The sequence below is a fragment of the Rothia sp. CCM 9419 genome (assembly GCF_048512815.1).
Taxonomy (GTDB): Bacteria; Actinomycetota; Actinomycetes; order Actinomycetales; family Micrococcaceae; genus Rothia.
The window spans coordinates 268,217-282,694 of sequence record NZ_JBLXXY010000003.1; the positions used below are offsets into that span (position 1 = coordinate 268,217).

Annotated in this window: 18 protein-coding genes; 16 read left to right on the top strand and 2 right to left on the bottom strand. The window is 47.1% G+C overall.

From position 1 onward, the window contains the following. The first annotated feature begins 49 nt into the window (after window positions 1-49). The 16 genes from ACN08W_RS04455 (at window position 50) to ACN08W_RS04530 (ending at window position 12,698) form a co-directional block, all read left to right on the top strand. On the top strand, window positions 50-919 hold the full coding sequence (locus ACN08W_RS04455; RefSeq protein WP_419103691.1) for an ABC transporter ATP-binding protein: 870 nt from the start codon (window positions 50-52) through the stop codon (window positions 917-919). Continuing rightward, window positions 916-2,100: an ABC transporter permease gene (locus tag ACN08W_RS04460; RefSeq protein ID WP_419108909.1), complete on the top strand. Its 1,185-nt coding sequence runs from the start codon at window positions 916-918 to the stop codon at window positions 2,098-2,100. The genes ACN08W_RS04455 and ACN08W_RS04460 overlap by 4 nt, the downstream gene beginning before the upstream one ends. Before the next feature lie 208 nt (window positions 2,101-2,308). Next, window positions 2,309-2,725, top strand: coding sequence for a 30S ribosomal protein S16 (gene rpsP, locus ACN08W_RS04465; protein WP_419103689.1), 417 nt, complete (start codon window positions 2,309-2,311; stop codon window positions 2,723-2,725). A 2-nt stretch (window positions 2,726-2,727) separates the two neighbouring features. Next, entirely contained in the window at window positions 2,728-2,970 is a 243-nt protein-coding gene (locus ACN08W_RS04470; protein ID WP_419103688.1) for an RNA-binding protein, read from the top strand. A gap of 162 nt (window positions 2,971-3,132) precedes the next feature. After that, on the top strand, window positions 3,133-3,714 hold the full coding sequence (gene rimM, locus ACN08W_RS04475) for a ribosome maturation factor RimM (protein WP_419103687.1): 582 nt from the start codon (window positions 3,133-3,135) through the stop codon (window positions 3,712-3,714). Window position 3,715: 1 nt separating this feature from the next. Further along, a complete protein-coding gene (trmD, locus tag ACN08W_RS04480) occupies window positions 3,716-4,474 on the top strand; it encodes a tRNA (guanosine(37)-N1)-methyltransferase TrmD (protein ID WP_419103686.1) in 759 nt (252 codons plus the stop codon). A gap of 258 nt (window positions 4,475-4,732) precedes the next feature. Then, entirely contained in the window at window positions 4,733-5,086 is a 354-nt protein-coding gene (gene rplS / locus ACN08W_RS04485; RefSeq protein ID WP_419103685.1) for a 50S ribosomal protein L19, read from the top strand. A 10-nt stretch (window positions 5,087-5,096) separates the two neighbouring features. Beyond that, the gene (gene lepB, locus ACN08W_RS04490) at window positions 5,097-5,762 is read left to right on the top strand and encodes a signal peptidase I (protein WP_419103684.1); all 666 of its coding nucleotides are present in this window, start codon (window positions 5,097-5,099) and stop codon (window positions 5,760-5,762) included. Between the two features lie 113 nt (window positions 5,763-5,875). Continuing rightward, a complete protein-coding gene (gene lepB / locus ACN08W_RS04495; RefSeq protein ID WP_419103683.1) occupies window positions 5,876-6,643 on the top strand; it encodes a signal peptidase I in 768 nt (255 codons plus the stop codon). Continuing rightward, window positions 6,640-7,440, top strand: coding sequence for a ribonuclease HII (locus tag ACN08W_RS04500; protein ID WP_419103682.1), 801 nt, complete (start codon window positions 6,640-6,642; stop codon window positions 7,438-7,440). Before lepB (ACN08W_RS04495) ends, ACN08W_RS04500 begins: the two co-directional genes overlap by 4 nt. After that, window positions 7,437-7,766 carry a DUF2469 family protein gene (locus tag ACN08W_RS04505; RefSeq protein WP_419103681.1) on the top strand — a complete coding sequence of 110 codons (330 nt, stop codon included), beginning with the start codon at window positions 7,437-7,439 and terminating at the stop codon, window positions 7,764-7,766. Before ACN08W_RS04500 ends, ACN08W_RS04505 begins: the two co-directional genes overlap by 4 nt. 184 nt (window positions 7,767-7,950) lie before the next feature. Further along, window positions 7,951-8,334, top strand: coding sequence for a YraN family protein (locus tag ACN08W_RS04510; protein ID WP_419103680.1), 384 nt, complete (start codon window positions 7,951-7,953; stop codon window positions 8,332-8,334). Beyond that, a complete protein-coding gene (locus ACN08W_RS04515) occupies window positions 8,334-9,881 on the top strand; it encodes a YifB family Mg chelatase-like AAA ATPase (protein ID WP_419108910.1) in 1,548 nt (515 codons plus the stop codon). The genes ACN08W_RS04510 and ACN08W_RS04515 overlap by 1 nt, the downstream gene beginning before the upstream one ends. A gap of 23 nt (window positions 9,882-9,904) precedes the next feature. Then, entirely contained in the window at window positions 9,905-11,110 is a 1,206-nt protein-coding gene (gene dprA / locus ACN08W_RS04520) for a DNA-processing protein DprA (RefSeq protein ID WP_419106995.1), read from the top strand. Window positions 11,111-11,149: 39 nt separating this feature from the next. Continuing rightward, window positions 11,150-12,139 (top strand): tyrosine recombinase XerC, encoded by a 990-nt coding sequence (locus ACN08W_RS04525; protein ID WP_419108911.1) that lies wholly within the window; start codon window positions 11,150-11,152, stop codon window positions 12,137-12,139. Between the two features lie 55 nt (window positions 12,140-12,194). Beyond that, complete coding sequence (locus tag ACN08W_RS04530; RefSeq protein ID WP_419103676.1) at window positions 12,195-12,698, top strand: DUF3145 family protein; 504 nt, start codon at window positions 12,195-12,197, stop codon at window positions 12,696-12,698. A 105-nt stretch (window positions 12,699-12,803) separates the two neighbouring features. On the opposite strand, the gene fabF is transcribed toward ACN08W_RS04530, so the two are convergent. Beyond that, window positions 12,804-14,075, bottom strand: a complete 1,272-nt coding sequence (fabF, locus tag ACN08W_RS04535) for a beta-ketoacyl-ACP synthase II (RefSeq protein WP_419108912.1) — start codon at window positions 14,073-14,075, stop codon at window positions 12,804-12,806. A gap of 97 nt (window positions 14,076-14,172) precedes the next feature. Further along, entirely contained in the window at window positions 14,173-14,415 is a 243-nt protein-coding gene (locus tag ACN08W_RS04540) for an acyl carrier protein (protein ID WP_419101377.1), read from the bottom strand. Window positions 14,416-14,478: the final 63 nt, after the last annotated feature.

Genomic DNA, 14,478 nt, shown 5'->3' on the forward strand with positions numbered 1-14,478 from the left:
ATATTTAGGCACTCATATACCGCCTAATGGATCTCTTGAAATTTCTCATGTGAGTAAAAGTTTTGGAGAGAAAAAAGTACTAGAAGACATTAATTTCACGATTAATGCTGGCGTTCTTACCGGTTTCTTGGGAGCGAACGGCTCTGGTAAAACAACAACGATGCGTATCATCATGGGGCTTCTAGAGCCTTCTCAAGGTGAAATTTTTTATCGTGGCGAGAAGATGACCAGCCAGCACCGTAAAACGTTTGGTTATATGCCAGAAGAACGTGGTCTATACCCTAAACAGCCTCTTCTGTCTCAGCTGGTGTACTTGGGACAATTGCACGGAATGGATGTTAGCACGGCAAAGAGCGAAGCTACCGATTACCTTGAATTTATGGGATTAGGAGAGCACCTCAATAGCAAACTTGAATCTCTTTCATTGGGCAATCAACAGCGTGTACAAATTATTGCCTCCATCCTGCATCATCCGCAGGCTTTAATTCTCGATGAGCCATTCTCTGGCCTTGACCCGCAGGGCGTAGAAAATATGGTTCAGCTATTGTATAAAATCGCTCGCTCTGGTGTTCCAGTAATGTTCTCTTCACATCAGCTAGATTTGATCGACAGATTATGTGAAGAAGTTGTGATTTTGCATCAGGGGACTATTCGTGCTGCGGGCGATGCTCAGCAACTGCGTGAAGACACCCCGAAACGTTTTAAGATGCAGGCAACAACAGAGTTGGGCTGGCTTCGAGATTATGAAGGCGTCCATGTGCTTGATTTCCAAGGAACTCAGGCCCTTTTAGAGTTTATACATCCTATTGAACAGGTGCGTCCTGAGCTGCTTCGTCATGCTATAGAACGAGGGATGACGGAGTTTTCGCGTGTATTGCCAACATTAGGGGATATCTATCGAGGAGTAACTGAACAATGAATAAGTCCGTTGCGCCGTGGCGTATTGTTATGGTTCGTGAAATAAGCACAAAGCTTCGAGATAAAACTTTTATCATTAGTACGCTTTTTTCTGTCGTGATTATTGTCCTCAGCATGGGTCTTAACATATGGTTAGGGCAGAAAAATAGTCACTACACTGTTGCTGTTACTAGCCAAAAAGCTCAACAATTAGTGGAAAGTTCTACGAAAGTTATTCAGGACCAAGACCCTGACGGTTCTTTAGACGTTCAGCTTTTTGACTCTGAACAGTTAGCTCAGCATGCGGTAGAAGATGATGATGTTGATGCGTACCTCAAAGAGCTTTCCTCTGAACAGGGATGGGAATTGGTCTATAAGGATTCTGCGCAGAATACGTTGACGCGTGTTCTTGAAGATACTGTTTTTACGCAACAAATAGAACAGAATGCTGCTCAAGCCGGTATCTCTTGGCAAGAGTTACAGCAGGGGACCTCTCTGAAAGTTTCCATGCTTAAGGAATCCGATAATCACGGTATTGCTTTGCTGGTTGGCGTTATCTTTGCCATGGTTTTCTATATGTCGTCACTGATTTTTGGTCAGTTGATTGCCATGAGCGTGGTTGAGGAGAAACAGAATCGTATAGTTGAGATTATTGCTACGGCAATTCCTATTTCTCAACTTTTGGCGGGAAAAGTTCTTGGTAACGTTATTCTTGCAGTTGGGCAAATGCTGCTCTACGGAGTTGTTGCTCTAACGGGTCTGAACATCTTTGGTATTGCTCAGGAATATGCGTGGATTCTTCCCTCTGCCGGTTGGTTTGCGGTGTTCTATGTGGTCGGTTTTGCGGCAGTTGCGACGATATGGGCTGCTGTTGGTGCAATGTCTTCGCGCGTGGAAGATATCGGTTCGTTAGCTTCTCCTTTGACGATTATTCTGATGGCTGCATTTTTTGCTGGTATTTACTCTTCGGGGGTTATCCTAACTGTTGTCTCCTATCTTCCTATTGCTTCTTCTATTGCAATGCCCATGAGGATGCTGCGAGAAGATGTCTTTTTCTGGGAGCCAATATTGTCTTTGGTGTTTGCGCTGGTAGCGACGTGGGGTATGACGTTGTGGGGTGCCAAGATTTATCGTCATCAAGTGATGCGTTCGGGCAGTGCCGCTACGTGGAAGCAAGTTCTTTTGAAAAAAGAACAGAAATAGTTTGTGACTTTATCAATAACATCGTGAAAATACCTGCGAAGTTCTGGATTAACGTTCACAGCTCTGGCATACTTGCACAGGTACCCGATAGGTGCGGGCCTCTCACCGCATCGTATTGTGTTCATTTTAGAGATTGTATGGACGGCCGGCCCCACCGGAGCAGAAATGCAATTTCGCCTGAAACAAAGAAACAGGAGAGTCCACTACAGTGGCTGTTAAAATTCGTCTGAAGCGTATGGGTAAGATCCGCGATCCTCGTTACCGTGTTGTCGTTATGGACTCACGTACTAAGCGTGACGGTCGTGCGATTGAAGAAATCGGTCTATACCATCCGACCGAGAACCCTTCCTTTATCCAGATTGATTCTGAGCGTGCTCAGTACTGGCTATCTGTTGGCGCACAGCCAACCGAACAGGTACGCGCATTGCTCAAGCTCACCGGTGACCTGGCAGCATTCAAGGGTGAAAAAGCAGAATCTGCTGTAAAGCCTGTAGACGCTAAGCCTGAGTTCGTTGTCCCTGAAAAGGGCTCCGTCATTCTTCCTGAAGCTATCACCCCCAAGGCTGAAGCTAAGGAAGAAGAAGCTCAGGTAGCTGAAGAAGCTACTGAGGAAGCAGCTGAGTAATTATGTTGGCCGATGCCCTTGAGCACCTCGTTCGAGGAATAGTCAGCAACCCCGACGACGTTAAAGTTCGTTCTCGTAGCGGTCGTCGTGGTGACTTCCTAGAGGTTCGGGTTAACCCTGATGATCTAGGTCGTGTGATTGGGCGTCAAGGACGCACCGCGAATAATATTCGCACCGTTATTGACGCAATCAACGATGGCGACCACATTCGTGTGGACGTCGTCGATACTGATCGCCAACGCTAAAAATTTTATAAACAAAGCATGTTTATCGGGGAGTCCCAAGCCTGAACTAGGCTTGGGACTCCTTTGCGTAGAGCTGTTATAGCTCAAACACGATAGACTAGAACCCAAGAACTGACACTTTAACGCTCACCGCTATTGAGCAGACCATTCGAGGAGAACCTCATGCAAATTTTAGTTGCGCGTATCGGTAAGCCACACGGCATCCGCGGAGAAGTAACCGTAGAACTTTTTACTGATTCTCCTCAAGAACGTTTTGCTCGCGGAGAGCAATTGAGTATTGAAAATTATCAGCCTGAAACTCCCGTAGGAGCTATCGCACCTGAAGGGGTTTTGACGGTGGCTCAAAGCCGGTGGAATAAGAAAATTCTGGTTGTTCGTTTTGAAGAGGTTACTTCACGCAACCAAGCTGAAACCCTACGAAATACACGGTTAACTTTTGACGCTTCTGAGGTAGATTCTTCAGAAGGATACTACGAACATGATGTAGTAGATTTACCCGTCTACTTATATCATGACATTCCTGAGGGGGAACTTCCCGAAGGCGAAGGCATTGGCACTGTTACCGGATTACAAACAATGCCAGCTCAAGATTTACTCTTAGTACGATTACACAATGGCGAAGAAACAATGATTCCTTTCGTTGAACAGATTGTTCCTGAAGTGGATATCGAAGAAGGATTTGTTTTGATTGATCCGCCAGAAGGTCTTTTAACCCTAGGCAGTGAAGAATCAGAGGATCAATAGAATGCGTTATGATGTTGTCACCATTTTCCCTGAATACCTTGAGCCTCTACGCTTATCACTTCTGGGCAAGGCTCAAGAACAGGGAATTGTAGATATACGTATTCACCATCTTCGTGACTACGCCTTTGACCGCCACAAAACTGTAGATGATACCCCTTACGGTGGTGGTGCCGGGATGGTCATGAAAGCAGAACCTTGGGCATTAGCTTTAGAAGATGTTTTAACAACAAAAACGTCACAAGAGCGTCCTCTGCTGTTAGTGCCATCTCCTGCTGGAGTAGTTTTTAACCAGCGTTTAGCTGAAGAACTTTCAGAGCGTGAGCACCTAGTGTTTGCCCCTGCCCGCTATGAGGGGATTGATGAGAGAGTCTTTGACTGGGCAAAAACCTCCTTCGACGTAATGCCAGTATCCCTTGGAGACTATGTGCTGTATGGGGGAGAAGTTGCTGTTCTTACGATGATTGAAGCGATTACTCGTCTGCTCCCTGGGGCAATGGGCAACCCCCAATCGTTAGAAGAAGAATCCCATACAGGCGGATTGCTAGAGTACCCCGTGTACACAAAACCTGCTCAATGGCGTGGGCATGATATTCCAGATGTTTTATTATCTGGTAATCATGCGATGATCGCTCGGTGGCGCAGAGATGAACAACTAAGACGGACATTTACCCGCCGATATGACATGATTGAGTCGTTGTCCGAAGAACAATTAGATACACAGGATTTATCCTTACTCCAAAAATTACGAGAGCAAAACTAAAAAATCTTTTATGAGCTCTTGATATGTTAATCCTCTAAAGTTCTGGTCGTAGAGCCGTATTTATGTCATAATTATTTTTCGTGTTCATTTTGGGTACGCCCCTGCCGTAGGGGGATGAGCGACCATAACAAAATGAACCGTAGACTCCACCTAACGGTGTCTACGTATTTTGGAACTCTGTCACTTCAGATATGTAGATAGTAGACAGAAGTATCACGAGACTATTAGACCTACGGCTGGTAGCTCATGGAGAACTCAATGCAGACTCTTGACTTCATTGACAACAAGTCACTTCGTAACGACATCCCCGAATTCGGCCCCGGCGACACCCTCAACGTTCACGTTAACATCGTTGAAGGTAACCGCTCTCGTGTTCAGATCTTCAAGGGATTCGTTGTAGGCCGTCAGGGTGCTGGCGTTCGCGAAACCTTCACCGTCCGCAAGGTATCCTTCGGTGTTGGTGTTGAGCGTACCTTCCCAGTACACTCCCCGGTTATCGACAAAATTGAGGTTGTTACCCGCGGTGACGTTCGCCGTGCAAAGCTCTACTACATGCGTGATCGCCACGGTAAAGCTGCACGTATCCGCGAAAAGCGCGAAAAGACCGCGTAATCTTTCACGGATGGACCATACTTTAAGGTCACAACCAACGAACAGGCGCCCCATCCGTTATGGGTGGCGGCGCCTGTTCGCTGTTATTTTTTCGATAGCGATTCTCTGCGTCATTCTTATCAGAGCCTTCCTCTTCGATGTTTTTTATATACCTTCCTCATCGATGGAACCGACTCTAGAACCTGGTGATCGTATTCTCGTCAGCAGACTCGATACATCAGTCCAACGAGGAGACCTCGTTGTTTTCGATGGAACAGGCTCTTTCGACCCCTATCGTGGAACAAATCCTTGGCTACATGACCCTCTAGGAACTTTAGGGCAATGGGTTGGTTTGAAAGGCTCCCAAACTATTTACGTTAAACGTGTAGTGGGTGTTGCCGGAGATAGAATAACTTGTTGTTCAGATACTGGTACTTTGTTGCTTAACGGTCAAGAACTTGAAGAACCCTATCTTTTTCCCGGAGATGACCCTTCCACCGTCAACTTTGATGTTATTGTGCCATCGGGGCGTATCTGGGTGATGGGGGACCACCGTTCAGTATCAGAAGATTCTCGTGCTTTGTTAGCGGCACCGGGCGGAGGTATGATTCGGGAAGAAAAAATTATCGGTAAACCCATTTACCGTATTCTTCCCCTCCAACATTTTGGAGCTCTTGAACACATAGCAACTCATTAACCCAATATATACAGCGGATTTTCAGTAAATATCCTTCTAAATATGGGCCTATTGCCCAAGAGTTTTCCCGTATCCTTAATTTTAATAATCTTATAGAAGGCAGAAAGAACGGTATGTCTCAGTCTCCAGACCATGAAGAATCTCAACCGCAGAACAATGCAGAGGGTAATGTCGATGCATCACTCTTACATAAGAATGTTCCCCCTGCAGGGCACACCGGATTCATCGGACAAGTCAAAGAATTCGCTACAGTTATACTCTATGCTTTGGTGATTGCTTTCATTCTCAAAACATTCGTTACTCGAGGGTTCTACATTCCTTCTGGATCAATGGAAAATACCCTCGAAATCAACGACCGTGTCTTTGTAAATGTTGCTGGTTCAATGTTTAGCCAAGCTGAACGAGGCGATATTATCGTGTTCAAAGACACTCAAGGGTGGATTGAATCCTCTCCTCATCGTTCTAACCCCATTGCCGATGCACTATCCTTCGTCGGTCTCCTTCCTGATAGCTCCGATAAATATCTTGTCAAACGTGTCATTGGTGTTGGAGGTGACCATGTTGTCTGTTGCTCTGCAAATGGCAGAATCATGGTCAATGGTGTAGCTATCGACGAAACATACCTTTATCCAGGTGCAAAGCCTTCTGACATTCCATTTGACGTCATCGTCCCTGAAAACTCATATTTTGTTCTTGGCGATCACCGCAATAATTCAGCAGACTCTCGATACCACATCGAAGATGGTCATGAATTTATTAGCGATAGCGACGTTGAAGGCAAAGTCTTTGTGCGTGCATGGCCGCTTAACCGCTTCGAATTTATTGGCGGAGCACATGATGTCTTTGCAGACGTCCCCGGAAATAAAGCTTCAGAAAAGTGAGTGTTATCCAGCAAACTGCCTCACTCGATATTGAACAAGAATATTTCTCTGAAGGTGTTCAACTCATCGTGGGTATGGACGAAGTCGGTAGAGGTTCTCTAGCTGGGCCGGTTGGTGTTGGTGTTGCACTTCTTTCAGCTCAACAACACCATATCGTAGAAGGGCTAACTGACTCTAAAGCCCTCAGCGCCAAAAAAAGAGAAGCTCTCGTACCTATCATCAAAAACTGGTGTGCTACCGGTCTTGGATATTCTTCTGCTCAAGAGATTGATGCGATGGGTATGACGCTGGCCTTACGCCTAGCGGGACAACGAGCTTTATCTCAGGCTCTTCTTGACCCACGAGTTAGCTCTTTCCCCTCGCAAATTCTTTTAGATGGTTCTCATAACTGGTTTACTCCTCACCCGCCTGACTTACTGAGTGCATTAGATGAAGCACATCAGCTCTACCAAGAACTTGCTGACGAGAACTGGAACGAACACGTCGCCTCAAAATATCCAAACCAACAGCCTTGGAACATACCGGTCACAACAATTGTTAAAGGTGACTACCGTTGCGCATGTATTGCAGCTGCATCAGTAATAGCGAAAGTTCATCGTGACCATCTCATGGAAAAACTAGCACAAGAAAACACCTCGTATGGTTGGGACAAGAACAAAGGTTATGGTTCAAAAGCACATCGTGAAGCATTAGCTGCATACGGGGCAAGTGCTCATCATCGGCTTAGCTGGAACTTAGGCCTTGAACCGCAACAACTCAAAGAGGCATATATACAACGAATGGTAGAAACATTATGAGTGCAGAAGATCTCGAAAAATACGAAACTCAGGCACAACTAGCCTTATATGAGGAATACCAGAAAGTTTTTGAACTCTTCCGCTATGTTGTCGAGACCGACCGTCGTTTCTATCTAGCTAATAGCGTAGAAGTTACCCCACATATACAACAGGGAAGCGTCTACTTTGAGGTGATGATGAACGACGTATGGGTATGGGATTTTTTCCGATCATCACGTTTCGTCAAAAATGTACACGTTTATTCTTTCAAAGACGTAAATGTTGAAGAGCGTCTTGCGGATGCTGAGCTTGTTGTTCCACACATCCCTGGTTTTGGTGAAGAATAGTACCCTGTATCGCGGTCTAAAACTACGATAAAACCACACACCATAAGACTGTGGAGAAACTCCTCAACCCCTATCGAAGGCTCTCTTATCCCCAAAATCTTGTTGTTAACGCTGTAAGAGTATCTACTATTGCATGCTGGTATCCAAGAAAACATACCTGCAATGAACGGATACCAGATACTTCATGACACAGCACCTACTCACCGGAGCATGGGGCGAACGTCTTGCCCTTGAAATACTCACCTGCCAAGGCTACACCCTTCTCGAGAAAAACTGGCGGCCACAGCCCCTTCCCGGAGAACCACCACTACGTGGAGAAATAGACGCCGTTCTACTCGACCCCGAAACAAACCTCATCTTCCTCGAAGTAAAAACCCGTACCACACAACACTACGGACACCCCTTTGAAGCGATTCACCACGGCAAAACAAAAAAGCTCAAACAGCTTGCCTACCACTGGTGCGCCACCCACGAAATGCACGATATCGCACATATTCAGTTAGACGCCGTAGCCATCACTGGCACCCCAGAAAAGTTCACCTTCGAACACCTCAAAAAGGTCAGCTGATGGCATACGCAAAAACCTATTCTGTTGCATTAGTAGGAATCAACGGACACCTCATCGAAGTTGAGGCTGACATCTCCCAAGCCTTGCCTGCCTTCGTCCTTTTAGGCTTACCCGATAGCTCTTTAAACGAAGCGAAAGACAGAATACGCTCTGCTGTCAAAAACTCGGGAATGTCACTAGCACAACGAAAGATAACGGTAAACCTCAGCCCCGCAACTTTACCTAAACGCGGATCAGCATTTGACCTAGCCATGGCCATAGCAGCATTAACCGCAGACCAAAAAATACGTCATATCTCCGATACTGTATTCCTTGGCGAACTCGGACTAGACGGTAGGCTCCGAAGAATACCTGGAGTTCTCCCATCTGTTAAAGCCGCAATAGAAGCAGGCTTCTCCCACGTCGTCGTTCCCGAAGAAAATGCCCAAGAAGCCCAACTGATCCCAGGCGCTTACATCACCGCATGCCGTTCCCTTGCACAAGTTCTCGCACTCCTAGGAGCAGACCCTACAACACTTAAAGAAACACCACCAACACCGCCCAAAGAACGCCCCAACACCACAGAAAAACCCCAGCTCACAGCAGATATGGCAGATATCGCAGGACAAGCAGAAGGCCGTCTTGCCTTAGAAATTGCAGCTGCAGGTGGACACCATCTACTCCTCAAAGGACCGCCAGGCTCTGGCAAAACAATGCTCGCTGAACGGCTAACAACCATCCTGCCTCCACTAGATGACATCAGCGCTATGGAAGTTACCGCTATACATTCTTTAGATATGGGAGAACAACCCTGCCAAGAACTCATCCGAACACCACCTTTCCAAGCACCACACCATACGGCATCAGCAGCATCAATACTAGGTGGAGGCAGCGGAATACCACGCCCTGGAAGTATCTCTAAAGCACATAGGGGAGTGCTCTTCCTCGACGAAACCCCCGAATTTAAAAGAACAGTCCTCGATGCCCTCCGACAACCACTAGAATCTGGCGAAATCACCCTACACCGTGCAACAGCAACAGCAACCTACCCCGCACGTTTCCAACTCATTCTCGCTGCAAACCCCTGCCCCTGCGGCCATAACGTTGGACAAGGACTAGAGTGCAGATGTACCTCTAAAGAACGAAGAAACTACTTCGGAAAACTCTCGGGACCACTACTTGACCGAATAGACATACACATCACCATACCTAAAGTCCTCTCCCACGAATTAGACCACCACCAAAAACCTGAAGACAGTGCAACTATCTGCGCACGAGTACAACAAGCACGCAACCTTCAAAAAGAACGCTTAGCACCTTATGGGCTACTCACCAACGCTGACATGAACGGCCAACTACTCCGCGGCACCTTCAAACTTAATACCCGACTCACCAGCGGACTTAACCGTGCTATGGACCAAGGCAATCTGAGCGCTCGCGGATACGACCGAATCCTCAGAACAGCATGGACTCTAGCAGACCTTGACGGCACCAGCAGCCCCACAACACACCATATTGACACCGCACTATACTTCCGACACCTCAGCCAAGAACACCTCAACGCATAGAATACCGACCAAGGAAATTACTGATGGAATACCACTACGCTTACGCCCAAATCCTGCGCATTGCAGAACCACAAGACCCCCATATCCACCACGCTCTTGAAGTCTTAGGAGCTCCTCAAACAGCACACATCCTCAGCGGTAAAAAATCGCTAGATTTTAAAGAATGGAAACAAGCCCTCCGAACAAATCCCTCATCTATTAGTGAAACACTCAACAAAAGCGCCGAAGAAACATACCTAGCATTACAAGAAAGAATTCAGCGCTGGTCTCAGCGAGCCGAAACCCTTAGCCCCGAACAAGAACACCGCTCTGCACAAAGTCTCAACAGCTGGATATGCATACCTGAAGACGAAGACTGGCCCGAAACCCTCAACGACCTAGACACTTCACGTCCCTACGCACTATGGGGACGAGGCGACCGCGAACGACTACAAGAACTACAACACACACCTGCTATCTCCATCGTTGGTTCCAGAGAACCAACTCAATACGGGCATAGTGTAACTAGCCACCTCGTTCAAGACCTCGCACCCACACAAACACCTATTATCTCTGGGGGAGCACTAGGAATAGACGGCATCGCGCACCGCACAGCCCTAGAAACCTCACCGAGCAACTTACCCACTGTCGCATTGATGGCTTGCGGAGTAGACCGTCCATACCCCAAACAACATCAACAACTTCTTGAACACATCATCAACCGAGGACTACTCCTGAGCGAAGTATCCCTAGGAACACCACCCACACGATGGCGGTTTCTTCAGCGGAATCGCATGATTGCTGCACTTAGCGAACTCACCGTCATCGTCGAAGCACGCTGGCGTTCAGGCGCGCTAAACACCGCCCACCATGCCCTAGAACTAGGTCGGGAGCTACGAGCCGTACCAGGATCAATCTTTAGTCCCACCTCACAAGGCTGTCACAGACTACTACGCGAAGGACTAGCACAACCTATCAGCTGCGCCCAAGACATCATTGATGACTTACACCTAGAAAACCTCAACACCGACTGCAACACCGACGAAACACCACCGGTAGAAAATCTGCTACTGACCGAACTCCACCAACGAATCTGGGATGTACTACCACTACACCAAGGAATAGACATCGAAAAAATTAGCACACTCATCGGGACAAACCCACGAAATATTATGAGCGCACTCGGCTACCTCAGCCACCACCACCTCGCCGAAAACACCAATCAACTCTGGCGTAAAAAGAAACGGTAGAATCAACAGAAGACACCCAACAGGAAAGGAACCCCGCACATGGAGAAGACTAAACCCATTGAAACAGCGGAAACCCTACCTCTGGAACACTCTGCACATTTAGAAGAACAAATCTTCTCACAACTGATTGAGAACTTCACCCGATACCTACGCTACGAAAAATTTCGTTCCGAAAACACCATCAACTCTTACCGAAGCGACCTCAAAGCCTTCTTCACATATGTCCAAGAACAACGCCTACACAACATCAACGACATAGACCTCACATTCCTCCGCTCGTGGCTCTCTCACCAACACGAACGTAGCCAATCCCGTAACTCTACTGCCCGAAGATTATCTACCCTGAGAGTATTTTTCTCATGGGCACAAGAAGAAAAATACATTCAACAGAACCCCACACTCGCTATAGCCACTGCTAAAAAAGAACACAGACTTCCCACCGTCCTCACCAAAGAACACCTTCAAACACTCTTCAACGAAATAGAAGAACGACTGGCACAAAACCCCCATGACCCGCATACGCTAAGAACCCACGCCGTTGTTGAACTCCTTTACGCTAGCGGCCTACGAATTTTCGAACTATGCAGTATCAACCTCTCAAGCATTGACAGAGCACAACGAACATTAAGAGTTATCGGTAAAGGCAACAAAGAACGAACTGTCCCTTTTGGAAAACCCGCTTTAGAGGCCATCGAACAATGGATACATAAAGGACGCCCACAATGGCTCAAAAACTCAAAAGGACCAATAGAAGAAGCTCTCTTCATCGGACCACAAGGCGCTCGTGCAAACCCTCGACAACTACGCGAATGCATTAACCAGCTTTTAGATCTTTTAGAAAACACCAATGCTCGTGGTGCACACGTTTTTCGCCATAGTGCAGCAACACATATGGTTGATGCTGGAGCTGATATTCGCACAGTGCAAGAACTTTTAGGGCATAGCTCTTTAGCTACCACACAGATTTATACGCATGTCTCCATGGAAAGACTTACAGCAATCTACGAAAAAGCGCACCCTCGCTCATAAACTGAGGTACTCTACTACTGTTACTAAACGAAATACCGTCTATGGGAAGTGTCCGATGACAAGCGGGGGAATACTCTATATCCATGCTGTACCTGCTGTGGCTATGCCACACCTAAAATGGTCTTTAGAAAACCTTATCGAAGGTATCTCATCCGTCACGTGGGACGAACAAACTCAAAAACCCGAGCACTACTGTGCCACCCTAGAATGGAAAGGCTCAGAAGAACGAGCTGCACAAATCATCTCAGCTCTTATCCCTCTCAAAAAAATCTGGTTTGAACTGAGCTTCTACGGTGATGAGCAAGAATTACCAAGCTGGTGGATGCACACTCCCGAACACGGAACTTTCTATGCACCTACTGATACTTCCGGAAACTTTCTCATTAGCGAAGACCGTGTACGTTCTATCTATGAACAAAGTGGTGGAGAACCAGACGAACTCTTACAACTCTTCTCCCAAGCACTCGGTGAACCATGGAATAACGAACTTGAACCGCTTCGGGAAAGCACTGCAGACCTTCAACAACCTATCATCCTAGAACGACGTATCAATATGTAGATTCTTCTGTCGAAGAAAAGAGTACAAAAGTACGCCGGTTCTTTAGCGTCTATTCATCATAGAACAGCTACTAAAGAACCGGCGTACTTTTATGAGGAGAAGACTTTATGCCTCAACAGATCGGAACGCAACTACCGCGTTATGACCACCAAACCCAAACGAATTAGAAAGAGCTGTAATCTCACCAGCTGGCAAATCACGTGCATCAGTCACAATATCTAAGTTAATCTGAGGGTCTTGATGCTCAAGATTAATAGTGCATGGTGCCTTACGGTGGAAAACTGCTAATACCGTCAAAACAGCTTCTAATGCGCCAGCAGCTCCAAGTAGATGCCCTGTCATAGACTTTGTTGCAGAGACTGCGATACGTTGCGTATGCTCACCAAAAACTTGGTGTAAAGCAGAAGACTCCGGAACGTCTCCTACAGGGGTAGACGTTGCATGAGCGTTGACATGAACGACTTGTTCAGGAGTAATATTGCCGTCTGTTAACGCTTGATTCAACGCTCGGACTGCGCCCAGAGCCTCCGGATCAGGAGACGTAATATGATACGAATCAGCAGAAACACCGGTTCCCGCTAGCTCAGCATAAATACGTGCTCCGCGGGCACGGGCATGTTCTTCTGATTCAAGAATCAGAGCTGCCCCACCTTCACCCATCACAAAACCATCACGATCCACATCATAAGGACGTGAAGCAGCAGCAGGATCATCATTGCGGGTGGAAAGAGCCTGCATCTTAGCGAAAGCTGCCAAAGGAAGCGGATGAATAGCTGCTTCTGCACCGCCGGCAATGACAACATCAGCTTTTCCACTGCGAATCATTTCGATAGCAAGGCTCATCGCTTCGGTCGAAGAAGCACACGCAGAAACTACTGTTTGTGCTGCTGCTCTAGCGTTTAACGCCATAGAAACTGCTGCCGCGCAACTATTAGGCATAAGCATAGGAACGGTTAACGGCAATACTCGACGAGGGCCTTTTTCACGGAGAGTGTCCCAAGAATCAAGAAGAGTCCAGACTCCGCCGATTCCGGTACCAAAGGCAACTCCAACACGTTCGGGGTCAAGTTCGGGGGCGTCTGCTGTGTTCTCTGCACTAAAGCCTGCGTCCTCCCAGGCTTCTCGAGCCGCAACAAGAGCAAATTGTGCAGATGGGTCTTGACGTTTTGCTTCAACTTTCGTCAAACGTCCTGAATCGAGGGGAGCTGTTGCAGCTTGTCCAGCAATATAGACAGGCAGTTCATAGCGTTCTACCCAATCTTTATCAAGCTGTTTAATACCCGAAACCCCATTGAGGGCGTTGTTCCAAGTGGTGCTAACATCTCCGCCGATGGGAGTGGTCGCACCTAAACCGGTGACCACGATTTTTCGAGACATGTGCATACTTTCTTCTAGAATTGGATAGTTCATAGAAAAAGACGGACGCGGAACATCACCTGAGGACGAACCGCGTCCATCTTTTGATATGAGCTAATTAGCTTGCGTTCGCGATGAAATCAACAGCATCGCCTACGGTAACGAGGTTCTGTACTTCTTCATCGGGGATAGTAACACCGAATTTTTCTTCAGCGTTGACAACGATGGTCATCATAGAGATGGAGTCGATATCGAGGTCTTCGGTGAAGGACTTTTCACGCTGTACATCAGCGACCTCAACACCGGTTTCTTCGTTAACAATTTCTGCAAGACCTGCGAGAATCTCTTCTGTGTTAGCCATGGTGGCTCCTTTTACTATTGGTAGGCAATCATGGTGATCATGAATGCGGTTTTCTCCCTGATG